The sequence below is a fragment of the Modestobacter sp. VKM Ac-2977 genome (genome assembly GCF_026968045.1).
GTDB lineage: Bacteria > Actinomycetota > Actinomycetes > Mycobacteriales > Geodermatophilaceae > Modestobacter.
This window is the reverse complement of sequence record NZ_JAPVBQ010000001.1, coordinates 1,160,049-1,182,280: the sequence shown is the minus strand read 5'-3', so window position 1 is coordinate 1,182,280 and position 22,232 is coordinate 1,160,049. Positions and strand designations below refer to the sequence as shown.

General features: G+C 72.5%; 19 protein-coding genes and 1 pseudogene. 9 read left to right on the top strand and 11 right to left on the bottom strand.

All coding sequences use genetic code 11. The features are described 5' to 3' along the window. Position 1 precedes the first annotated feature (1 nt). From O2V63_RS05775 to O2V63_RS05745, 8 genes and pseudogenes are all read right to left on the bottom strand, one after another. Positions 2–2,758, bottom strand: a complete 2,757-nt coding sequence (locus tag O2V63_RS05775; protein WP_269166594.1) for a lantibiotic dehydratase — start codon at positions 2,756–2,758, stop codon at positions 2–4. Further along, complete coding sequence (locus O2V63_RS05770; protein WP_269166593.1) at positions 2,755–4,380, bottom strand: nitroreductase family protein; 1,626 nt, start codon at positions 4,378–4,380, stop codon at positions 2,755–2,757. The genes O2V63_RS05775 and O2V63_RS05770 overlap by 4 nt, the downstream gene beginning before the upstream one ends. 64 nt (positions 4,381–4,444) lie before the next feature. Continuing rightward, positions 4,445–6,385 (bottom strand): TOMM precursor leader peptide-binding protein, encoded by a 1,941-nt coding sequence (locus tag O2V63_RS05765; protein ID WP_269166592.1) that lies wholly within the window; start codon positions 6,383–6,385, stop codon positions 4,445–4,447. Between the two features lie 173 nt (positions 6,386–6,558). Continuing rightward, positions 6,559–6,768 carry a hypothetical protein gene (locus tag O2V63_RS05760; protein ID WP_269166591.1) on the bottom strand — a complete coding sequence of 70 codons (210 nt, stop codon included), beginning with the start codon at positions 6,766–6,768 and terminating at the stop codon, positions 6,559–6,561. 52 nt (positions 6,769–6,820) lie between these two features. Then, positions 6,821–7,030: a thiazolylpeptide-type bacteriocin gene (locus O2V63_RS05755; RefSeq protein WP_269166589.1), complete on the bottom strand. Its 210-nt coding sequence runs from the start codon at positions 7,028–7,030 to the stop codon at positions 6,821–6,823. Then, positions 7,030–7,218, bottom strand: coding sequence for a hypothetical protein (locus tag O2V63_RS05750; RefSeq protein ID WP_269166587.1), 189 nt, complete (start codon positions 7,216–7,218; stop codon positions 7,030–7,032). The genes O2V63_RS05755 and O2V63_RS05750 overlap by 1 nt, the downstream gene beginning before the upstream one ends. Before the next feature lie 291 nt (positions 7,219–7,509). Next, a pseudogene (locus O2V63_RS20790) lies at positions 7,510–7,590 on the bottom strand (hypothetical protein); the annotation flags it as partial. Between the two features lie 56 nt (positions 7,591–7,646). Beyond that, positions 7,647–9,818, bottom strand: a complete 2,172-nt coding sequence (locus O2V63_RS05745; RefSeq protein WP_269166586.1) for a YcaO-like family protein — start codon at positions 9,816–9,818, stop codon at positions 7,647–7,649. Positions 9,819–10,137: 319 nt separating this feature from the next. Here O2V63_RS05745 and O2V63_RS05740 point away from each other — a divergent pair, with 319 nt between their 5' ends. The 8 genes from O2V63_RS05740 (at position 10,138) to O2V63_RS05705 (ending at position 19,169) form a co-directional block, all read left to right on the top strand. Continuing rightward, positions 10,138–10,317, top strand: a complete 180-nt coding sequence (locus tag O2V63_RS05740) for a plantaricin C family lantibiotic (RefSeq protein WP_269166585.1) — start codon at positions 10,138–10,140, stop codon at positions 10,315–10,317. A gap of 70 nt (positions 10,318–10,387) precedes the next feature. After that, complete coding sequence (gene lanM, locus O2V63_RS05735) at positions 10,388–13,450, top strand: type 2 lanthipeptide synthetase LanM (RefSeq protein WP_269166584.1); 3,063 nt, start codon at positions 10,388–10,390, stop codon at positions 13,448–13,450. 20 nt (positions 13,451–13,470) lie between these two features. Further along, positions 13,471–15,651, top strand: a complete 2,181-nt coding sequence (locus tag O2V63_RS05730; protein ID WP_269166583.1) for a peptidase domain-containing ABC transporter — start codon at positions 13,471–13,473, stop codon at positions 15,649–15,651. After that, positions 15,648–16,574 carry an ABC transporter ATP-binding protein gene (locus tag O2V63_RS05725; protein ID WP_269166582.1) on the top strand — a complete coding sequence of 309 codons (927 nt, stop codon included), beginning with the start codon at positions 15,648–15,650 and terminating at the stop codon, positions 16,572–16,574. Before O2V63_RS05730 ends, O2V63_RS05725 begins: the two co-directional genes overlap by 4 nt. Then, complete coding sequence (locus O2V63_RS05720; protein WP_269166581.1) at positions 16,571–17,422, top strand: hypothetical protein; 852 nt, start codon at positions 16,571–16,573, stop codon at positions 17,420–17,422. Before O2V63_RS05725 ends, O2V63_RS05720 begins: the two co-directional genes overlap by 4 nt. Before the next feature lie 393 nt (positions 17,423–17,815). Beyond that, positions 17,816–18,052, top strand: coding sequence for a hypothetical protein (locus O2V63_RS05715; RefSeq protein ID WP_269166580.1), 237 nt, complete (start codon positions 17,816–17,818; stop codon positions 18,050–18,052). Further along, the gene (locus O2V63_RS05710) at positions 18,049–18,504 is read left to right on the top strand and encodes an ATP-binding protein (protein WP_269166579.1); all 456 of its coding nucleotides are present in this window, start codon (positions 18,049–18,051) and stop codon (positions 18,502–18,504) included. The genes O2V63_RS05715 and O2V63_RS05710 overlap by 4 nt, the downstream gene beginning before the upstream one ends. After that, positions 18,501–19,169, top strand: coding sequence for a response regulator (locus O2V63_RS05705; RefSeq protein WP_269166578.1), 669 nt, complete (start codon positions 18,501–18,503; stop codon positions 19,167–19,169). Before O2V63_RS05710 ends, O2V63_RS05705 begins: the two co-directional genes overlap by 4 nt. A gap of 210 nt (positions 19,170–19,379) precedes the next feature. Here the strand turns inward: O2V63_RS05705 and O2V63_RS05700 are convergent, their stop codons facing one another. From O2V63_RS05700 to O2V63_RS05690, 3 genes are all read right to left on the bottom strand, one after another. Beyond that, positions 19,380–19,826 carry a hypothetical protein gene (locus tag O2V63_RS05700; RefSeq protein WP_269166577.1) on the bottom strand — a complete coding sequence of 149 codons (447 nt, stop codon included), beginning with the start codon at positions 19,824–19,826 and terminating at the stop codon, positions 19,380–19,382. 74 nt (positions 19,827–19,900) lie between these two features. Continuing rightward, positions 19,901–20,596 (bottom strand): NADPH-dependent F420 reductase, encoded by a 696-nt coding sequence (gene npdG / locus O2V63_RS05695; RefSeq protein WP_269166576.1) that lies wholly within the window; start codon positions 20,594–20,596, stop codon positions 19,901–19,903. 88 nt (positions 20,597–20,684) lie between these two features. Further along, positions 20,685–20,873, bottom strand: a complete 189-nt coding sequence (locus O2V63_RS05690; RefSeq protein WP_036334802.1) for a hypothetical protein — start codon at positions 20,871–20,873, stop codon at positions 20,685–20,687. A gap of 191 nt (positions 20,874–21,064) precedes the next feature. Between O2V63_RS05690 and O2V63_RS05685 the strand changes: the two genes are divergently transcribed. After that, complete coding sequence (locus O2V63_RS05685; protein ID WP_269166575.1) at positions 21,065–22,228, top strand: GGDEF domain-containing protein; 1,164 nt, start codon at positions 21,065–21,067, stop codon at positions 22,226–22,228. Positions 22,229–22,232 lie beyond the last annotated feature (4 nt).

Genomic DNA, 22,232 nt, shown 5'->3' with positions numbered 1-22,232 from the left:
GTCATGCCCTCCGCGTGAACGTCATCTCGATGGTCTGTTCGGACACGTGCGCGCCGTCCGGCGAGTCGACCCACAGGTCGCCCGGGCCAGGCAGCATCTCGGTGAGCACCAGCCGCGACGCCCCCTGCTGGACCATCTCCTTGAGCAGCGCCAGGCAGTAGTGGCTCTCGAAGTCGACGTACTGCGGCTTGCCGCGCGTCGCGCCGGGCTTCGCCACGTCGTGGGCGTCGGGACCGTGGTCGGGTTCCTGCTCGACCTCGCCGCCGGCGGACAGGGTGGCGAAGACGTGCCGGGGCACGTCGTGCCGGCTGCGCCAGCGCTGCCACTCCAGGTACCACTCGGCGTCGCTCAGACCGGTCGGCTGGGGCAGCCGGCGGGGGTCGGTCTTCCACGTCTTGCGGACCAGGACGACGTCCCCGTGCCGCACCCTCGGGTGCGAGGCGATCTCCCGGTCCCCCAGGGGCTTGTCGGTCCCGGTCCACAGGTCGAGCTGGGCCATCCGCTGGAAGGAGAACAGCAGCAGGGTCCGCTGGACGTCGGAGAGCGCGAACGGCATGAGGAAGCCGAGGTAGACGGGGATCACCCGCTTGCCCAGCCGCGGTTCGAACAGCTGCACCGTGTCGGTGTCCGGGTCGTGCCGGACCTGCAGTTCGTCGACGTTGATCTGCTCGGCTCGCGGCCGCGAGCTGGAGTCCCCGGGGGAGACGAGCTCGTAGGGCGTCACAGCCGGGTGCAGGTTGAGGTTGGAGGTGTCGATGCCACCGGTCATCTCGGCGAAGACCGCCCCCTCCGGCTGCAGGTCCAGGAGGTGCTCGCGCAACCGCCGGACGACGCTCTCCCGCTCCTCGGCGGCCTCGTCCAGGCAGTGCGCGAAGCGGGAGAACAGCAGCGTCAGCCCGGTGTAGGTGCGGTTCATGACCAGCCGGGCGTCCGGGCCCGCCCCGGCGAACTGGGCGAAGAAGCTGCGCGGGTCGAGCTCCTCGATGTCCGCCGGCAGCGCGGCCGCGACGCGCTCGAAGAAGCCCGACGGCAGGACCAGCTCGGGATCGGACTCCTCGTGCCCGGCGTAGGCCTCGCGCATCGCCAGGACCAGCTCCCGCCGGCCCCGGTCCAGCTGGGCGACCTCGGGGATGTCGAGCCAGTTCGGCAGGGGGGCCGGCATCCCGTCGTCGTCCGGACCGCCCTGTCCGACCGAGGTCTTGAGGTACTCGTCGAAGATGTCCAGGTGGAAGTCGTGCACGAACTTGATCAGGTCGTGGCACACCCCGGCCGTGCCGAACCGGATGCGGAAGAACGCCCGCAGCAGGTGCCGCTGGGGCAGCAGCGCGTCGAAGCACGGCAGGATGCGGGAGATGCGCTCCAGGTCCGGGGCGAACCGGTCGGTGAACACCTCGGCCGAGGCGCGGGTGACCAGCCCCCGCGGGGAGGTGTCCTCGTAGAGCAGCGCCCGGGGCACCTCCAGGTCCTCCGCCCCGAGGTCGCGGAGCTGCTGGGTCAGCTCCGACCGCACCAGGGAGACCAGCACCCGGCGCCTCGCCGGTGTCGCCGACCCGAACTCGGCGGTCAGCGCACGCACCCGGTCCAGGGCCGCGAGCAGGTCTGCGGTCCACGGCAGGTGCAGCGCCCGCAGGCCCTGCTGGAAGGCCGCCACCGGGTCGTCGGCGTGCAGGTCCACCCGCAGTTCCGGCACGACCAGCAGGTCCAGCCGGACCAGGGTGTCGACGAAGCGGACGACGTCCTCGGCCGTGACCCGCCCGTGCAGACGCCGTTCCAGCTCGGTGCGGACCTCGCCGAGGGGCATCGCCGGCACCTCGGTGAACAGCTCCAGCAGCGTCGTCATGAAGGCGCCCGAGGACAGGAAGAACAGCTGGTCCTGCATCGTGTCGATGGTGACCGCGGCATCCGGGTCGCCCACGCTGCGCTGCCGGCGGACGTACCGGACCCGGGAGGCGTGCCGCCGCCAGCCGGAGACCAGCTGCACCGGCAGGTCGAGCTTGTGCTGGTCGTGCCGCCGGATCGCCTCCACCAGACGCGGGAGGACGCCGATGTTGAGCCGGACGTGCCCGACCAGGTCCTGCAGGGAGCCCTCCGACGTGATGACCTCGTCGGTCCCTGACGTGAAGGTGCCCAGCGCGACCGACGTGAGGGAGCTGAACGGGCTCGTCTTGCACGCCGTCCGGTAGACGTACCGGACCAGCGAACGTTCCTGGCGCCGAGCCCGCTTGGAGAGCCGGCCGTCGCCCGCCTGGAGCAGATCGGCCAGCTGCGCGTCCAGGTCCGGGGAGGCGACCATCAGGCCACGCTGGAAGCGCCCGTCCTGCGCGATCTGGGTCAGGTGGGCCCGGGCCGCAGCCTGGTCGGCGGAGAGCAGGCCCGGCCCCTGGACGATCAGCTCCGCCCGCTGCGCGGCGCACGCCAGCCAGGCCTGGGCCCGGGCGGCGAGCCCGTCGTCCAGCGTCGCGAGGGAGGCGACCAGCGACTCGGGACGACGGGGCACCCGGAGGTTGTGCACGTCCCGCCGGAGGGCGATGAGGTCCCGGCGGACCCTGGGGTCGTCGTTGCCGCCGATGGCCTCCTGGAGCCCGTCGGACAGCTCGGTCGCCGTGGCGGCCAGCGAGCCGTCGAGCTCGACCACCTGCCTCGCCCAGGCCGCCGCCCGGGGACTGTGCAGCCCCTCGACCACGCGGTACGGGAGCCCGGCGGTCCGGGTCACGAAGTCGGGGTTGACGACGGCAGCGCGCCGGTCCAGGACGGTCATCGCAGTTCCTCCGTGAGTGCCTCGCGTGCGGGGAGGCGCGCCCAGAGCTCCGCGCCGGGCCGGACCTCGTGTCCGAGCATGTGGATGAGCAGGGGCCACTCGTCGTCGTCCGAGCCCTCGAGCGAGGCGGTGCCCATGACCTCGGCAAAGGAGACGTTGTCGAACCCGAGCGCCGCACCGCAGCCGAGCCCCAGCGCGGCCGCAGCGGTGTACACGTGCTGCGACATCGCGCCGAGGCTGGCGTTGAGCAGCCGGTAGCCCCGCGGGCCGAGCGCGTCGATCACCGCGGTGACCGGACTGCGGACGACGTGCACGACGGCCGCCTGCTCGAGGTTGTAGTTCGTCAGGAAGTAGTTGCGCTGGCAGAACCCGCCGACCTCGCCCAGGTACGTCGGTCGCAGCACGCGGTCCTCGGGGTCGTAGTCGTAGACCCCCGGGTCCAGGTCCTCGACGTGGTTGACGAAGACGGTCTGGCCCAGGAGCGGCTGCGGGCTGCGCCCTTCCACGTCGAGGGACCGGGCGCCGTGCACCCCGGCGCGCAGGAGGCCGTGCAGGTCCGCCTGCGACAGCGGGGTGGAGGCGTCGAAGCGGCCGAAGCTGCTGCGCCGCTGGTGCAGTGCCCGGCTCACCGGCACGTCGAGCCGGGTGGGCGGTGGCAGCGGGACGCCGGGTGCGCCGGGAACGCCTCGCCGGGGCGCTGGCAGCTCGGCGACCGGGTCCGGTGGCGTCGTGATCGCGAGCATCTCGCGCTGGATCGCCTCGACGGACTCGAAGGACTCGACCGTCCTCGAGCGCTCGGCGTCCACGTTGTCGATCGGGCCACGGAAGATCCCCGCGGAGGTCTCCTGGGCGCCACCGGCCGCCCGCACCCAGGGCAGCGGGACCACCGCGAAGACGCTCTCGGCCATGCCGTCGATGCCCAGCAGGTCGTCCAGGCAGGGCTCGTCGAACCAGAAGGCCGGGGCGACCGGCAGGCCGTGGCCGGCCCCCCACAGACGCCAGGACCCCAGCAGCGTGCCGACGTCGGTCTGCACCACGTGCTGGCAGAAGCTGTTGTACTTGAAGGCGTTCTTCCAGAACTTCACCGTGATGAGCAGGAACTGGTCGGTCTGCTCGTGCCCGGGGGGCAGCGCGTCGCGCACCCGGCCCGTGACGTCCCCGACCGCGATGCGGGTGAGGCCGTGGTGAGCGCTGGTGTAGTTGTAGAGGCCCGGCAGCACCCCGGCGGAGGGGCCTGCGGCCCAGTAGACCTCCAGCGGGTAGAGCCCGCCGCCCCCGGCCGTGGCCCTGGACCAGGTGGCCCGGGTGTACGTCGGCTGCGCCGGGACGTCGTCGTTGCGGTGGATGGCCAGCCGGCGGCCGGTGACCGCGTAGGAGTTCCACAGCAGGCGGCCGAGCAGGTCGAGGGTGAAGGGCCGCTCCTCAGCCGGCCCCTCGACCAGGGTCTGCTCGAGGGTGCGTCCTGCCGGCCCGTCACCGGCGGCCAGGTCCAGCCGCACCCGGCCCGGGTAGACCTTGTGCCGGCGCGGCTGGTCCATCCAGTCGACCACGTGGTCGGTGGGCTCCATCGGCACTCGGGCGCGCCGCACTATGTCGTGGATGTAGCTCTTCACCTGGGACATCGGGGGCTCCGGTACGTCGACGGTCGCGGGGGCAGGAACTGGGGCACGAGGTCCGCGGGAGGGGTCAGGGGAAGGGGTGCGGGATCATGTTCAGCTCGGCCTGGCCGAGCTCGTCGTCCCGCCAGCCGACCTCCTGGAAGACGGTGCGCAGCCGGCGCATGGTGAGCGCGCGCTGCATCGTCCAGCCGAAGTCGATGGGGACCAGCCCGGGCACGATCGTGGCCACCGTGCTCAGCCCCACGACCCGCTCCTCGGCGGACGTCTGGTCGGCGACGATCACGTCCATCCCCCGGTCGGCGAGGGCGCGGAGGAGGAAGTCGAGGTCGTCGCGCAGGTCGCCGGTCCGTGGGCGCTGGGTCTCCCAGTCGCGGTAGGTGTCCGCCATGGACCGCTTGACCACCCCGGCCGGCGGGTCGAGCAGGAAGTCCGCGTGGTGCGCCATCTCCGGCACACCGAACAGCAGCGCATGGTGCTTGAGCTCGCGGACCTGGTAGAAGTCGGTCTGCATGGCCCGCACCAGGTCGAGGTTCTCGGCGACCCGCTCCGGGAAGCTCGGCACGTACGAGGCGATCTCGCACAGCGCGGCCCGCACCGCGTCCTCCGGGTCGAGCGACGACCCCGCCGCGAAGCACAGCGTGCCCAGCCCACCGTCCCGGCGGACGGCGACGGCCGTGACCGTCGGGACGGGGAAGTCGATGCGGTTGTCGAACAGCCGCACGTCGTACCCCACCAGCCGGAGCCGGTCGACCATCATCCGCGTCTCCCGGGATCGGCACGTGTCCACGTCGATCTCCGGCAGGGACGCCCTGCCGTACCAGGCCAGGAGGAAGGCGTCGCGCTCGAGGAGCTCCAGCAGCCCGTAGAGGGTCGCCTCCTCCAGGCAGCTGCCCGTGGCACAGCCGTTGGAGCAGTCCTGGACGAAGTTGGGCCGGTCCTCACGCAGCAGGTAGTAGACGAACGCGTGGGGCACCAGCAGGGGACGCTGCTGTCGCACCGACCAGGCCCACACCCAGGGGATCTCCAGGTCCTCGCTGAACGCGGTGAAGCGCGGTCCGATCAGCTCGTAGAAGCGGTCCGGGTACAGCCCCACCGAACGGGGGTCCAACGCGTGGTCGCGCACGTTGGCGTAGGTCTCCACGACCGTCGGCCGGATCCGGCGCTCGCGGAGACCCGCGTGCCGCTCCAGGCCCTCCAGCACCCCGAGGACGTGGCTGTCGGCGAAGTTGTCCGCGTGCCCGCTCCAGAAGAACTCGTGCAGGCTGTGGTCGCCACGGATCCTGGTGTAGCCGGTGACCGGTGCGGTGGTGGTGCTGTCGAAGGCGTGCCCGGCCACGGAACCCAGGACGCCGCACACCGGGTTGCTGTAGGTGTCCAGGTCCAGTGGGTAGTCGTGGATGCCGGTCAGCCGGGTGGCGTCGGGCTGCGGCTTCGGCCGTGAGGAGAACTGGATCCGCGCCCCCTCGGCGGTGTCCTCCACGAGCAGGTCACAGCGCGGGCACTCGGCGTCCTGCGCGAGCGCGTGCCGCACCACCCGCAGCGAGGTCAGCCCCACCACGTAGACGTAGGGGGCGCCGGCCTCGGAGGTCGGCCACGCCCCGCCACCGGACACCAGTGCCGCTCGCACCACGTCCTCGACCCGTCGGCGGGCCAGCGGGGTCAGGAAGGGGCCGAGCGGCTCCACCTGGGTGAAGGGCACCCCACGCTCCAGCGCATTGCGCTCGTCCTCCCCACGCAGGTGCTGCCACCGGCGTTCGAGGCAGTGGTGGCAGGCGCCAGGGAACTGCAGCGGCGGCGCCACCAGCGCCTCGCTCCCCCGTACGAACACGACCACGTCCGCGTCCGTCTCCTCCAGCCGCGTCAGCCGGCGCCGGCCGGTCACCCGGTCCAGGACGTCCTCGACGCCGAGGGCCTCGTAGTGCAGCCGGGGCGCAGCCGGCTCGACGGGCACCGCCGCGCTCCACACGCGCTCGCCGACGACCGGGCGGTGGGACTGTTCCGTGATCACGAACGGGCTCCTCGTATCCTTGACTGAGACGACTGCGGCGTAGACGTCGCGGTGGGGACCGGGTGGGCCCCACCTCGGCGTGAACTGGCGTCACGCCGAGTGCTGGGGCCCACCCTTTCCGCCCGTCATGCCGGGCGGAGTGGCCGAGACACCAGCAGCCGCGCCTGCAGGGATCAGGCGCAGCTGCTGGTGGACGAACAACTGCTGGACGTACAGCCGCAACAGCCCGACGTGGAACAGCTGCAACAGCTCGTGGTGCTGCACGCACAGCTCGACGTGCTGGTCGCGCCGTCCATGTCGTTGCCGGTGTCGGCGATGTCCATGACCTCGAAGACCTCGGCCTCCAGCTGCACGAGCTCGTTGCCGATGTCGTCGGCGTCCATGGACCTCACCTCCTCTCGGTTCGGGCAGGGACGCTGGCAGGACCGCTGTGCATCAGGCGCAGCTGCTCGTCGAGCCGCAACTGCTCGACGTGCAGCCGCAGCAGCTCGACGTGGAGCAGCTGCAACAGCTCGTGGTGCTGCACGCACAGCTGGACGTGCTGGTCGCGCCGTCCATGTTGTTGCCGGTGTCGGCGATGTCCATGACCTCGAAGACCTCGGCCTCCAGCTGCACGAGCTCGTTGGCGATGTTGTCGGTGTTCATCAGGTGTCACTCCTCTCAGGACGTGTGGGAAACGGGTGGGAACGGTGCACGGACGCCGTCGCCGGACCGGGCACCAGCGCCGTCAGGCGCAACTGGCGGTCGAGTTGCAGCTGCAACTGCAACTGGTCGTGCTGCCACAGCTGGAACTCGATGTCGAACAGCAGCTGGAGGTCGAACAGCTCGACCACGCAGCCATGTCCTCTGTCACGTCAGAGATCTCCAGGACCTCGAATGTCTCGCTCTCGAGTTCCAGCAGTTCCCCGTTCAGGGAATGGTCCACGGCACACCTCCTCTCGATGGAATCGTGGCGACGAGTTCCGCCGCCGTCGACCGCGAATGGCCGCAGGCCGTTCACGGAATGGCCTGCGGCCATTCGCTCATCCGCAGCTGGAACAGCTGCAGCTCGTGGTGCTCCCGCAACTGCAGCTGGACGTCGAACAGCAGCTGGACGTCGAGCAGCTCGACCACGCGGCCATGTCCTCGACCACGTCGACCAGCTCGAGCACCTCGAACGTCTCGATCTCCAGGTCCAGGAGCTCGTGCGCGATGCCACCGGTCATGGCGTTCCTCCTTCCTCCTCAGGTGGGCTGCCGACGAGCGGGTCCGCTCGCCGAGCTCACGACCCGGGCACGCCGTCGGCCACCATGACCCGGGCGGTGTGGATGCCTGCTCCACTCAGGTCCGGCGTGGTGGTGACGGTGACCAGGACCTGCCCGGTCGTGGACAGGCCCGCCAGCAGCTCGCTCACCGCGCACGAGGACGTGGCGTCGTCCAGGGCCACGCCCGGAGCCGTCGGCACGAGCCGCCGCGGGTCCAGGTCCTGGACCAGGGGCGGCGTGTGGTCGACATCGTGGTCGTCCACCGCCCGGCGGAGCTGCTCGCGCCCGACCAGCTCCCGCAGGGCCACCACCAGCGCACGCTCCAGGCTGGTGTCGGTCGCTGCCGTCCACGCCGGCTCGCCACCGACCCGCACGACGTGGGCGAGGACGGTGCTCCCCAGCCCGTCGAGGCTGATGTCGAGCACGCGCAGGTCGAGGTCGAGGTGGCCGGCGGAGCTGAGCAGGAACTGCAACAGGTCACCGCCGCCCGGCCGGTGCACGTCGACCTGGGCGACCGGGCCACGCCCGGCGGCCACCGCGCGCAGTGCCCGGTGGGTGACGCTGCTGAGCAGCGCCGCCACGACCGCGTCGGGCAGCGTCGTCCCGGCGCCGGAGCCGGCCGGAGAGCTCTCGACAGCGCCCCGCGCGTTCGCCCTGGAGAGCGGGTGGACCACCTCGGCCGGCACGGTGGTCGACTCACCGGTCACCAGGTCGACCGCCGGGACCGCGTACCCGCTGCCACCTCCGGTGGCGGTCCCGGTCCAGGTGGCGAAGGCCGGGACCGGCACCTCCGGGATCTGGTCGAGCACCCGGTGGGGCTGCATCCCCCATGTGTCCACGTGCGCCAGAGCGGCGCGCAGGACGGCACGCGTGCGCGCCTTGAGCGGCGTGTGCACGTCGAAGTCGCTGACGACGACCCGAGTGGGCGCGCCACCCCGGGACGTGCGGATGTTGCTGACCTCCAGACGCCCCACCTTGAGCGGGGACTGGTCGATGGGCAGGTCGACGAACTCCCGCAGGAAGCCGGTGTACGGGCGGATCATGTCCACGTATCCCTCGGCCTCGGCGCGCTCGGCGGCGGTGTCGGAGCCGTCGTGCCCCCGGTCGACGCCGTCCAGCTCCCCTCGGAGCCACGCCACGTCCACCGTCCCGACCGGGGCCGGCACCAGGGGGTCGGCGGGGTGCGGGGCCAGCCCCTCCACCGTGCTGTCCAGGGTGAGCAGGTTCTGCACCACAACGCCACCCTGCGTCTCGGCGGGCAGGCACCCGGTCCGGAGGCGGAAGACCTCGAAGCCGATCATCCCGCCCAACATGGCGGCCAGCTGCGGGCTGCCCAGCCCTCGGTCGCCCACCGGATCGGCGCCGGCGACCGCCTGCCACAGCGCCGCTGCCTCCGCCGGCTCGAGATTGCCGCTCACGCTGTGCAGGTAGGAGGCCCAGCCAGGTCCGGGACCGGGCTCGACGACGGGGCCGACGTAGGCCCGGCCGCCGACCGCGATGACGGGCAGCAGCTGGAAGTCCAGCTGCTGGGTGAGCCGGGCCAGCTGGTCGATGCGCTGCAGCGACGAGTCCTCCGTGGCCGCGACCACGACGTCGTAGTCGCCCAGGTGGTCCATGGCCTGCTCGTCGGAGAGCCAGGTGGTCCCGGCCGACGGCGACTCCGGAGCCACCCCGACGAGGTCGACCCGGGCCGCCCCGTTCTGCACCAGCGTCTCGGCGACGGCCTGGGCGAAGGCGCCGCTGCCGAGGACGAGCGTCCGGGTGAGCACGAACTGCTCGAAGCGACCCGGCGCATCGTCGACGAAGTGCTGGACGTAGCGGATCTGGGTGCGGTACCGATCCAGGACCTCCGCGTCGAGCGACGACGGCAGGGCCACCGCCGCGTCGCGGGCGAACCCCCGGTCGAACAACGCCTGGACGAGTTGCAGCACCATGCGCGCCTGGCCGTCCGACAGGCCCCCGGACAACTCGGCGACCGTCCGTGTCCCGTCCAGCGCCGGCGCGAGCGTGACGATCCACCGGTAGACCGAGGAGCCCTTGAGTGCGAAGGCGTCGTCGGCGGTGCGCAGGAACGCCCCCTGCCCGGTCTGGCCGATGAGGACGTCGCGACGGAGCAGCGGCCGACTGCCGCCGTCGGCACGCGTTGAGTTGACGGGTGGGACGTCGGTGACGGTCATCGCATCGCTCATGACTCGAACTCCCAGAATGCGCGGGCTGTGCGCCGTGAATGGAACCCGCAGTCGATGCGAGTGCGGCTCAACGTAGGGCGCAGGGCAGCCCCACGCAAGACTCGTAAAATGGCCGAACGATCGACTCACGTTGCGCATCGACTGCGCGCCGTCAAGCCCCCTCAAAGCTGCAGACACGTACATCGAAAGGTGTAGGCGCCTACACCCCCCGAGCTACATCGAACGATTGCCGAAATGCGTGTGGACGGTCCGTCGACCCACTGCGACGCTCTGCCGGGAAAGGCGAGTTCCGAGCAGTTCCCACTCGAGAGGAAATGCAATGAAGAACGACCTCGACCCCGCAGTGAGCCTGATCGAAGAACTGGACGACCAGGACCTCGCGGGCAGCGTCGGCGACCAGGCCGGCGGCCTGTTCACGTTCAAGACGACGAAGACCGTCGGCGCCGTGTGCACGATCAGCTGGGAGTGCTCCGGACGGATCTGCGGCATCTTCTGGTGATCTGGCCCCCGGGCGTGGGGCAGGCGCGAGCCGTCTCCCCCACGCCCGGGACGACGGAGAGGCACGTGACATGACCGCGACCGCGGCTCACCCCTGGTACAGCTGGTTCCCCGAGCTCGGCGACCCGGCGGAGGTGGACGACCTCTTCCGCCGAATCTCCGGGAGGGCGATGACCCACCTGGACGACGTCGTGCCGCTTACGACGCCGCCGCCACCGCAGGGCGGCCACAACCGCGTCACCCGCTCCGTGCTCGCGGCCCGGGCCACGTCACCGACTCCCTTCCTCCGGTTCTGCCTGGGCCTGGTGGGCGACGAGGTGGCCGAGCTCGACCAGGTGCTGCGGTCCTCCCCCGTGCCGCTCGCCGACCCGGTCGCCGTCCACCTGACGCTGACCGACGCGCTGATCGGTCAGGTCCAGCGCGCCGTGCTCCGCTCGCTGGTCGAGCTGCTGCACGGCCACCGGGCCCGGCAACTGCTCGCCGGCGACACCCCGGAGGCCCGGTACGCGTCCTTCGAGCGACTGCTCGACCAACCGCGGCACGCCGACCTCTTCGCTGCGCGGTACGGACTCGCGGTCCAGGCAGCTCGGCGATCCGCGGCCCAGATGTGCGCGAACACCCGCGACCTGCTGGCGCAGACCGCGGAGCAGCGGGACCTCCTGAGCGAGCGGATGGGGGTGTCCCCGGACGCGCTGCTCCGCTCCGTCGAGACCTCCGCCGGCGACCAGCACCGCGGCGGCCGGAGCGTGTCGGTCCTGCGTTTCGACGACGGCACCCACATCGTCCACAAACCACGCCGACTGGCCCTGGACGCCGCCTACAACGAGCTGCTGCGGCGGATCGACGACGCGGACCCGACCCTGGACCTCGCCGTCGTCGAGGTGGTCGAGGGACGCGGCTGCGGCTGGGTCCAGTACGTCGAGCCCGGCCCGGCCCCAGCTGCCGAGGAACTGCCCGACTTCTACCGGGCCACCGGCCGGCTGATGGCCCTGCTGCACCTGCTGCGCGCCAACGACCTGCACCACGAGAACTTCCTGCGTCTGGGTCGCCGTCCGGTGCTGGTGGACCTGGAGACCCTCCTCGCCACGACGCCTGCCACGCCCAGCGACCGGGACGACAGCCGCGCTGCCGAGCGGCTCGCTGACACCGTCCACTCGCTCGGCATGCTGCCCACGGTCATGGAGAACCCGAACCAGGACCTGCCCGGGATCGACGTGGGGGCACTGGGTTACCGGGCCGACCAGGTGTCCCCGTTCAAGGTGATGGTGGTCGTCGACCCCTACACCGACGAGATGCGCATGGAGCTGCGCAACCTCCCGAACGACTCGGTCCCGCCCTTCCCCGTCGTGGCCGACGTCCAGCAGGAGGTGGAGTGGCTCCTCACCGGGTTCTCCGACCTCTACCAGTGGGTGCTCACCCACCGGGCACTGTTCCGCGGCTGGGTCGCCGAGCTCTTCGCCGACGTCGAGATCCGGTTCGTCGCCGAGAACACCCAGCGGTACAGCCAGCAGCTGCGGATGCTGACCGGCCCCGGGTTCCAGCAGTCCTGGCAGACACGGGAGGCGCTGCTGCACCGGATGGGCATCGGCCGGCGCGACACCCCGGCCTCGCTCATCCGGTCGGAGATCGACCAGCTCCACGGCGGGGACGTGCCGTACTTCAGCCTGCGCTCGGATGCCCGGCACGTCTACGACGAGTCCGGGGTCGTGGTCCCGGACGCGCTGCGCCTGAGCCCGCTCGACTGCGTCCTGGACGCGGTGGACCGCGCCTCCCCCGAACGGCTGGCGCTCAACGACTGGGTGACCCGGCTGTCCTACGTCGGGCGACTGTCCCCGCTGCTGGACGTCACCGGGTTCGGTCTCGGCCCCGACGCCGGCCGTCGGACGAGCGCTCCCGCGGCGCCGGACGGCCGGGCGGCCACCGCCCGGCCGGAGGTGGCCGACGTGCTCGGCGTGGTTGACCTGGTCGCCGGGCAGGTCGCCGCCCGGGGCATCACCGGTGACGAACTGCTGCCCGTCACCTGGATCGGGGCGCGGGTGTCGGCCACGGCGGACCAGTACTGGTCGGTGGCCGAGCTGGGCATCGACACGTACTCCGGCGGTCCCGGGGTCGCACTCCTCCTGGCCCGGGCGGGCGCTGCCCGGCACCGGCAGGAGTGGGTGCAGCAGGCCCTCGGCTACTTCCGGCCGACGGTCCAGGCGATGGAACGCGAGTCGGCCGACCTGGGCGCCCTGGACACCGGGGTGCACACCGGGTGGCCGGGAGTGCTGCACGCCGCCATCGAGGCGGCGACGCTGTCGGGGGACGAGGAGCTCCGGGCAGCCGCCGTCCGGCTGTGGGGCCTGGTCCCCGGCCACGTCCACGCCGGCTCCCCCACCGATGTGCTGGGCGGGTCCGCCGGGCTGCTGGGTGCGTCCCTGTCGTTGTCCGCGCGCGCCACCGACGCCACCGAACGCGCGGTCTTCGACGACGTCGCCGAGGCGGCGTTCCGGCACCTCAGCTCGGCCGAGCGCCTGTTCCAGCCGGGGGCCGTCGGCAGACCCGGCACCGGGACCATCCGCTACTCCGGCTTCGCCCACGGCGTCAGCGGGCTGTACGCCTACCTGTCCCGGTACGGGGCGGTCGCCGGGTTCGACGAGGTCGACCCGTTGGTCGACCGCCTGCTGGAGACCGAGGCCTCGCTCTACGACGCGGACACCGCCGAGTGGCAGATCGGCGGTGACGGCGACGGTCCGGCATACGGCTGGTGCCACGGCGCGCCGGGCATCCTCCTGGCCAAGACGGTGGCCGGGCACTTCGACCCGCGCCGCCGGGACCAGTTCCGCGCCGACGTCCTGCGGCTGCGGGTGCTCACCAGCGAGCAGTCCTTCGGGCACAACCCGTCGATGTGCCACGGGGACCTCGGCAGCCTGGACGTCCTGCTGGAGCACGCACGCCTGACAGGGGACGCCGCCGGCCGCGTGTCGGCGGAGACAGCTGCAGCGACCTACCTGACCGAGGTGCTGCCGGGGCTGCTGTCCCGGCGGTTCAGCCGGTACGCCCTCAACGACGCGCTCATGGTGGGCCAGGGCGGTGCCGCGCACCTCGCGCTGAGGCTCGCCTCGGGTGCCCCGTCCGCCCTCTGGTTCGAGTAGCCGTGCGCCAGCAGCTCCAGATGACCGAGGCCGAGTGCGGCCTCGCCTGCATCGCCGACCTCATGGCCCAGCACCGCAGGGGCAGCACGCTGGGCCAGCTGCGCCGCACCCACGAGGTGGGCCGCGACGGCATGACGTTGCGCCAACTGGTCGAGGTGCTGCGCGAGCAGGGCTACGCCGCCCGGGCGGTCCGGGTCAACGGGTCCGCCTCCGACCAGCTGCCCGTTCCGCACATCGCGCACTGGCGCGGCAGCCACTGGCTCGTCGTCCGGAGGACGACGAGCCAGCACATCACGGTGTTCGACCCGGCAGGCGGGGTGCAACGGCTGCGCCGGTCGGACTTCGACGAGGGCTTCACCGGTCTGGCCGTCCTGGCCGACCCCGACGCCGACCGCACCTGGACCCCGCCCACCCGGCAGAGCTCGTGGCGGGTGCTCCTGCCCTTCGCCCGCCGGTCCGGTCTGCGGCTGGGGCTCCTGCTGGCCGCCACGGCCGCGGTCTTCTCACTGTCGCTGATCACCCCCCGGGTGATCCAGGAGATCGTCGACCGGACGACGGGCGGGACCGCCGCCGGGGCCGGGACGGCATTGCTCTGGCCGGTGGTGGCCACGGCGGCCGGCTACTTCCTGGTGACCCTGCTCAGCGCCCTGATGACCGTGGCCACCGCGGTACGGCTGGGGCGGGACATCGAGAACACCGTCTTCGCCCGGCTGCTGCACCTGCCCTACCGGTACTTCAGCCTGCGGTCGACCGGCGACCTGCTCAACCGGCTCACGAACGTGCGCCAGCTGCGCGACCTGATCGCCAGCGACCTCGTCTCCGGTGGGGTGAGCCTGCTGCTGATCGTGGTGCTCTCCGTCTACATGGCGGCCCTGTCGGTCACCCTCTGGCTCATCGCCATGGCCGTGTTCCTCGTCGCGCTGCTGGCGCTGCTGGTCACCCACCGGCCGCTGGAACGGGCCGCCGCCAACGAGCTCGAGTTCACCGCCCACGGCAACGGCATCCAGGTCGACGCCGTGGCCACCGCGTCGGTGATCAAGACCAGCGGCGCCGAGGAGGAGTACCGGCAGGCGTGGGTGGCCAACAACGACAAGACCCTGTCCTGGTCCCGGCGGCGGTCCTCGATCGAGGCCGGCGTCAGCTCGCTGCTCGGCTTCATCCAGGTCTTCGGGCCCATCCTGCTGACCCTGCTGGTGCTCGCCGGCACCCTCCGCACCGAGCTCTCCCTCGGGCAGGTGCTCGGGTTCCAGGTGGTCGCCACCACCTTCTTCGCCCAGGCCTCGACCGTCTTCCGCTTCGCGCTGCGGCTCATCGAGGCCGAGGTGATGCTCGCCCGGGTCGAGGACATCCTGGACCAGGAACCCGACGACACCTTCGCCACCGGGTGGCGCGAGGACGTCGGGGGCGACGTGGAGGTCCGGGACGTGAGCTTCTCCTACACCGCACGGTCCCGCCCGGTGCTGCAGGAGGTGTCGCTCACCGTCCCCCGGGGCGCCAAGGTGGCCATCGTCGGGCCCTCCGGCTCGGGCAAGAGCACGCTGGCCAAGGTGCTCGCGGGGCTCTACCAGCCGAGCTCCGGGGAGGTCCGGTACGGCGGCAACGCGGTGGGCGAGCACACCCGGGAGGCCTTCTACTCGGCGGTGACCTACGTGGAGCAGAACTCGCCGCTGCAGAACAAGACCATCCGGGACAACATCCTCTGGGGCACCGCCGGGCGGGACGACGAGGACGTGGTCGAGGCAGCGCGGCACGCCCGGCTGCACGAGGACGTGACGGCCATGGCCCTCGGCTACGACACGATGATCACCCAGCTGGGCGCCAACGTGTCCGGTGGGCAGCGCCAGCGGATCGTCCTGGCCCGGGCGCTGGCCCGACGACCGCGCGTGCTGGTCCTGGACGAGGCGACGAGCGCACTCGACCAGCGGAACGAGGCCGCGGTCCTGGGGCACCTGGCGCTGCGGGACATGACCCGGATCGTCGTCGCGCACCGACTGGTCACCATCGCCGACGCCGACCTGATCCTGGTGATGGCAGAGGGACGGATCGTCGAGTCGGGCACGCATGAGCAGCTGATGGCGGGTGGCGGCACCTACCGTTCGCTGTACGGCGCCGCCGACCCTGGCGTGCCGGAGGGCCCGGCGGACCGGGCGGCCAGAGAGGGCACCACCGGTGCCCTCGTGGGGGAAGAGGTCGTGGCGTGATCGAGGTTCGAGGTCTGCGCAAGGCCTACGGCGGGACGGTGGCGGTGCACGACGTCGCTCTCACCGCCGCACCCGGCCGGGTGACCGGCTTCCTGGGGCCCAACGGAGCGGGCAAGTCCACGACCATGCGGCTGCTGCTGGGGCTGGAACAGCCGGACGCCGGCAGTGTGCGGGTCAACGGCCAGGCACCGGCGGACCTCCGCTGGCGGCTGCACGAGGTGGGCGCGCTGCTCGACGGGCGCGCGGCCATCCCGGGGCTGACGCCGCGCGCGCACCTGCGCAGCCTGGCCCTCACGCACGGCATCCCCCGCCGTCGGGTGGACGAGGTCCTGGAACTGGTCGGGCTGGCCTCGGTGGCCACCCGGCGGATCCGCGGCTTCTCACTGGGCATGGGCCAGCGTCTCGGGCTGGCCGCCGCCCTGCTGGGCAACCCGCACACCCTGGTGCTCGACGAGCCGATCAACGGCCTGGACCCCGACGGCGTCATCTGGGTGCGCCAGCTGCTGCGACACCTGGCCGGGCAGGGCACCTGCGTCCTGCTCTCCTCGCACCTCATGGGCGAGATGGCCCAGACGGTCGACGACCTCGTGCTCATCGCCCAGGGCCGCGTGGTCGCGGCCGGCCCGCTGGCCGACCTGCTCCGCGAGCGTTCCAGCGCACAGGTGCTGGTGCGGGCCCACCGCACCGAGCCGCTGGGCGCCGCCCTGACGTCCGCGGGCGCCATGGTGACGGCCCCCGGCGACGGCTCGCTGGAGGTCCGCGGCCTGTCGGCCGACGAGGTGGGCCAGGTGGCGTGCGACGCGCGGGTGCCGCTGTCGGAGCTGCGCCCGCTGGAGGTCAGCCTGGAACAGGCCTACCTGGAGCTCACCCGGGACCAGGCGGAGTACACGGCGTCGGTGCCCGGACGGCAGGTGCCGGCATGACCGCGGCCACCCACCAGCCGGTCAGCGGTCAGCCGGCGACCGGGCGGACGGACGCCGGGCCGGGCCGGCGGAGCGGGCGGCAGGGAGTCACTGCGGTCCTGCGCAGCGAGTGGGTCAAGTTCGCCGGCATGCGCGCGACCTGGCTGCTGCTGGGCGCCTCGGCCCTCCTGACCGTCGGACTGGGGCTGGCCGCCGCCCTCGCGCTCGTCCACCAGGTGCGGCAGGGCGAGGAGGTCTCGACCGACACCTTCCGCGAGCTGCCCGCCATGGGCCTGAACTTCGCCCACCTGTTCGTGGGGGCACTGGCGGTGCTGCTGGTGACGGTGGAGTGGTCCTCGGGGAGCATCCGGACGACCCTCGGCGCGCTGGACCGCCGGGGGCCGCTGCTGCTGGCGAAGGCCGTCGTGGTCTCCGTGACCGCTGGGCTGGTGTCGTTGGTCAGCGCGGTGGCGGTGCACCTGCTGTCCCTGCCGATCGTCCGCCCCGTCGACCCCGCACTCCGGTTCGCCGACGCCGGTTCGCTGTTCCACATCGGCGGCACCGTGCTGTTCACCGGCCTGGTGGCGCTGATCGCGCTGGGCATCGGCTTCCTGCTCCGCAGCACCGCGGGCGGCATCGTGACCGTGGTCGCCCTGCTCATCGTGCTGCCCACCGTGATGGCGCTCATGCCGTGGGACCCGGTCAACGAGCTCGGCCGCTTCCTGCCGCTGAACGCCGGGAACGGCCTGCTCACGCTGAGCCCACCTCCTGGTTCGCTGTCCCACCTGGTGTGCCTGGTCACGCTGCTCGGCTGGGCCGGTGTCGCGGTTGCGCTGGGTGCCGCCCGGCTCACGCGGACCGACATCTGACCACGGGTTCTGACGCGGTCATGTATTGAGACGTGTACGGGGCGTACACCCTTTGTGGGTGGTGAGCACGCTGGGCCAGCGCGCACCTTCTCAGCGTGTCCTCACCGAGCAGCCTCTCTGCTCTGGCCTCACGGTCGTGCTCATGGCGCGCGCTCACGGTCACGGCGCTGTCGTTGGCCACCTACCTGGCCAACGGCGTCTACGACGAGACCGCGGACGTCGCGAACCAGTCGAGCCGCCCCCTCGCCCGCGGGGACCTCGACCCCCATTCCTGGTGTCGGCGGGCGGGGGCGGGCTCACCTACCGCGCCGGGGCGTTCGCCACTGGCGACCCGCTCTCACCGGGCCACCTCGCTCTGTTCTACCGGTCCTGCTGGGCGAACGCCGGGCCCGGGTGTCCATCGCCACCGGCTCGCAGACGATGGGCCTTGCTGCCGGGCTGACCGCGATCTGGTGGCCGGCGACGCTGGCGCCGGCGGCAGCGGTGGTGCTGGGGGCGGTCACCGTCAGCGTGCTCTGCCTGCGCGGCTCGGCGGAGCAGGACCGGGCCGGACGACGCCGTCCGTACCGGGCCTTCATGGCGATTCAGTACGCCGCCAACGCCTCTCTTCTGGTTCACTCCCTGCTGTGACGGGGACCACTACGGACGACTCGACCGAGGTCGTCGACCGCACCGTCGTCGATGCCTACCTGGACTCGGTGCGGCAGCTGGAACCCGACCTGCCCGACGTGGGCCGGCTCACGATCACCCGCCGCACCCCGTTCGAGGCGCTGCGCGAGTACGTCCACTCCACCGCCCCCTTCACCCTCCAGGTCGACGTGTGGGAGGTCGCGGGGGCCATCAGACTGGCGATCGAGGGGCACGTGGAGGAGGAGTGGCTCGTCGCAAGCGTCACCGACGACGGCCCCGGCTTCGACCCCACGGACGTCAGCCGGCGCCGCACGGTGGGGCTGGCGTCCATGGAGGAGCGGGCCGAGGCCCCCGGTGGTTCCGTGACGATCGACGTCCCCGAGGACGGCGGCGTCCGCATGGTCCTCCGGGTGCCGCTGACCGCCGGCCCCCTGGTCACGGCAGCCCCGTGACCGAAGTCGCGGGCACGTCCGTCGCGCCCATCGGCGTGCTGCTCGTCGACGACCACCAGATCTTCCGCGAGAGCCTCGCCGCGCTGCTCACCGTCGACCCCGGGCTGGTCGTCCTCGCCGAGGCCGGGACCGGAGAGGAGGCGCTGCGGCTGGCCCGGCAGCACCGCCCCGACGTGGTGCTGCTCGACGTGGAGATGCCCGGGCAGTCGGTGCTGACCACGCTGTCCGAGCTGATCGCGGAGGAGCCGGCCCCCCGGGTCATCGTGCTGACCATGCACGAGGACGCGGGGCTGGCACGGCAACTGCTCGTGCGCGGCGCCTCGGCCTACCTGGTGAAGACGGTCGGGTACCGGAAGCTGCTCTCGGTCGTCCGTGCCGGGATGGCCGAGTCCTCCGACGTCGTCACCATGACCATGTCCCGCCGGAGCCTCGCACCGATGCCGGCGGAGACCAGCAACGTGCTCTCACCGCGGGAGGTGGAGGTGCTCACCCTCGCTGCACGAGCGCGGACCAACCAGCAGATCGCCGGTGACCTGGAGATCAGCGAGGGCACCGTCAAACGCCACCTCAGCAACGTCAACGTCAAGCTGGGCGCGACGTCCCGGCTGGACGCCGTCCGGCGGGCGACCCGCCAGCGCCTCATCCTCGTGCCCGTCGACGACTGACCGCGGCCGCCGTGCGGTCAGCCCGGGGCGGCGCAGGACGTCGGGGCGCTCGAGCAACCGCGCGGCCAGCCCGAGCGTGACCACCTGCCCGCCGCTGAGCAGCGATCAGCTCGAGCAGCGTGCTCTTGCCCGCGCCGTTGGGCGCGACCAGCTGGCTCCGCCCCTCGGTCGAACACTGCCGGACGACGGTGGGTCACCTCGCGGCGTCGGTCAGTCCGCCACCAGCTCGCGGGCCGCTTCAGGCCACCACTGCCCCGCGGTCGGGCCGCCCCGGCAGGTGCCGTCGGAGTCGCCGGGCTGCTTGACGCGTCGGCGTCCGTTGCCCCTCCGGCGGGGTAGGAGCCGCAGTCCCGGTCCGGCAGGTGGTTGGGCCACCAGCACGGGCAGCTGACCGGCAGCGGCCACCTGCTGCACCACCGGGTAGGGCTTCTCCGGGTTGGCGAACCAGGTCGCGGTGGGTTGCTCGGCCAGCGGGGCGAGCGGCAGCGGAACGTGGTCGGAGTCGACCGACACCCAGAAGTCGCAGTCGTCGCCGTGCGCGTCCAGCCAGGCGTTGTAGTTGCCGTGCTCGGTCTTCGCCTTGGTGCGACCGGTGCTCTGGTTCCACTCCGGTACGCCGTGGCGGGTGAAGTGCCGGCCCCCCAGGTCGGCGCACATCGCCCGCACGTCCGGGTCATCACCGGGAACCCGCCGCGCTGCACATCACGACCCGCGCGGAGCCGGGTACCTCGTCACACGTCGGTGATGCGGACGCCGGCGTGGGCCTTGTAGCGGCGGTTGACCGACACCAGGTTGATCGTCAGCGCCTCGACCTGGCGGGCGTTGCGCAGCCGGCCGGCGTAGACCCCGCGCATCCCCGGCAGCCGGCCGGCGAGGGCCTGCACCAGGTCGGTGGCCTCCCGGACGTCGCCGACCACCATCACGTCGCCCTCGAGCGTCGGCTGGGAGAGGTCCTCCAGCGTCACGGCCGAGAGGTGGTGGAAGGCGCCGACGACGGAGCTGTCCGGCAGCAGGGCGGCGGCCTGCTGGCACACGCTGCCCTCGGCGACGTCCAGCACGTAGGCGCCCAGCTCGTCCCAGCCCATCGGGACGACGCAGTCGACGACGACCTTCCCGGCCAGCGGGGTCGCCAGCTCGGCGAGGGTGTCGGCGTGCCCGGCGTACGGGACGGCGACGATCACCAGGTCCGCGGCGCCTGCGACGTCGGCGTTGGAGCCACCCCGGACCGACACCCCGACGCCCCCGGTGGCCGCATCGGCCCGAGCGGCCACCTCACCGGCGACCTCCTCGGCGCGTACGGCGTCCCGGGAACCGAGCAGCACCCGCTGCCCGGCCGCGGCCAGCCGCACCGCCAGACCCCGCCCCTGCGGCCCGGTGCCACCGAGCACGCCGACGACGAGGTCCTCCATCGCGCGTCCGTCCGTCACGACTCCTCCTGATCCTCCGGGCGCACTCGCAGACGCCCCCTGCCGACGATCATGCCCCGCGCGGCCCCGGCCGGCCGCGCGGGTCGGCTCAGCCCCGGCCCTCCTCCCAGGCGCGGTCGGCGGCGTCGGCCGCCTCGTTGCGCTCGGCGACCTTCTCCAGCGCGGCCTCGGCCTCCGCTCGGTCGTCGTACGGACCCAGGCGGTGCCGTTCGGCACAGCCGTCCCGCGTCTCGACGGCGTGGTGCTTCAGGCAGTAGAACCACGGTCCCTGCGCCATCATCGGCTCCTCTCGTGGTGTCCGGCTCGTCATGTCCCAGATGGTGGTGCCCGGCTCGTGACGCCAAGCCTCGCATCCGCTGATCGTCCTCGCCGTCGACCCGACCGTTGCACCCGGCAACAGAACCGGTTCCGGAAATGACACGCCCCATCCGGTTCTGCTGGGCCGTCTCCTGCGGCATGCTCCTGCCCATGACGGGGGCCCACACGCCCAGCACACGGCGCGACGGGGAGTCGACCCGTGCGGCGCCCGACCCCCTGCGGGCCGGGCGGGGGCCGGAGAGCGCCCTGGTCGCCGGGGCGTTGGCGCTGCTGCTCGCGGTGAGCGCGGTCCTGGGCTCGGTCAACCTCTTCATCGACGGGGCGGTGCGCGAGGGCGCCGGCCGTCCGGTCTACGCCGTCACGCTGGGCGCCTGCCTCCTGCTCGCCGCTGCGCTCGGGGTGCACCGGCGCGCCGGCGAGGCCGCGACCGTCGCGCTCGTGCTGTTCGGGGACCTGGTCTACGTGGTGCTCGCCTGGGCGACCGACGACCCGCTGCGCTACGCCCCTCCGTTGATGCTGCTGTTCACCTGCCTCGTCGCCGCCTGGTTCCTCGGCATCCGTGCGCTCGCGGTGCACATGGTCGCCGTCGTCGGGGCCTGCTGGGTCGCCCTGGCCGACAGCTACCCGGGCACCGCCGCACTGCTCGTCGCCGTGACCGCCAGTGCCGGGTTGCTCAACGCCGCCACCTTCGGGGTCTTCGTGCTGCGCCGGCGGGTGCAGCGCCTGCTGACGGCCACCCAGGCGCTGTCCTCCACCGACCCGCTGACCGGCTTGGCGAACCGGCGGTCCCTGGTCGACCAGGCACCTCGGATCTGGCGGCAGGCCCGGCGCGACGGCCAGCGGGTGGCGGCCCTGGTCCTGGACCTGGACCACTTCAAGCGGCTCAACGACACCTACGGCCACGCGGTCGGGGACGCCGTGCTCCGCGGGGTGTCCGGCGCGCTGGCCGCCAGCGTGCGCCCGGCCGACGTGCTGGCGCGCACCGGCGGGGAGGAGCTCGTCGTGCTCGGGCTGGTGTCCGACCCCGACGAGGTCTGGCGGCTGGCGCAGCGGCTCCGGCTGGCCGTCGTGGACAGCGAGTGCGGACGGCAGCGGGCGGTGACCGCCTCGATCGGGGTCGCGCTGGCCGGCCCGGTCGACGGCGAGGACCCCACCGACGCGCTGTGGCGACTGGTCGACCGCGCCGACGCGGCCATGTACGAGGCCAAGCAGGGCGGCCGTGACCGGGTGGTCGTGGCCGGCAGCCTGCTCGTCCCCCGCCCCCAGGTCGCCGGTGTCGCGCGGCGTGGCCGGGGCGGCGGCGGGATGGCCTGAGCAG

Coding starts and splice junctions, on each gene's coding strand:
- O2V63_RS05730 (WP_269166583.1), top strand. CDS start 13,471: ATGACCGAGGCCGAGTGCGGCCTCGCCTGCATCGCCGACCTCATGGCC.
- O2V63_RS05770 (WP_269166593.1), bottom strand. CDS start 4,380: ATGTCCCAGGTGAAGAGCTACATCCACGACATAGTGCGGCGCGCCCGA.
- O2V63_RS05760 (WP_269166591.1), bottom strand. CDS start 6,768: ATGGACGCCGACGACATCGGCAACGAGCTCGTGCAGCTGGAGGCCGAG.
- O2V63_RS05720 (WP_269166581.1), top strand. CDS start 16,571: ATGACCGCGGCCACCCACCAGCCGGTCAGCGGTCAGCCGGCGACCGGG.
- O2V63_RS05775 (WP_269166594.1), bottom strand. CDS start 2,758: ATGACCGTCCTGGACCGGCGCGCTGCCGTCGTCAACCCCGACTTCGTG.
- lanM (WP_269166584.1), top strand. CDS start 10,388: ATGACCGCGACCGCGGCTCACCCCTGGTACAGCTGGTTCCCCGAGCTC.
- O2V63_RS05740 (WP_269166585.1), top strand. CDS start 10,138: ATGAAGAACGACCTCGACCCCGCAGTGAGCCTGATCGAAGAACTGGAC.
- O2V63_RS05745 (WP_269166586.1), bottom strand. CDS start 9,818: ATGAGCGATGCGATGACCGTCACCGACGTCCCACCCGTCAACTCAACG.
- O2V63_RS05755 (WP_269166589.1), bottom strand. CDS start 7,030: ATGAACACCGACAACATCGCCAACGAGCTCGTGCAGCTGGAGGCCGAG.
- O2V63_RS05690 (WP_036334802.1), bottom strand. CDS start 20,873: ATGGCGCAGGGACCGTGGTTCTACTGCCTGAAGCACCACGCCGTCGAG.
- O2V63_RS05700 (WP_269166577.1), bottom strand. CDS start 19,826: ATGTGCGCCGACCTGGGGGGCCGGCACTTCACCCGCCACGGCGTACCG.
- O2V63_RS05685 (WP_269166575.1), top strand. CDS start 21,065: ATGACGGGGGCCCACACGCCCAGCACACGGCGCGACGGGGAGTCGACC.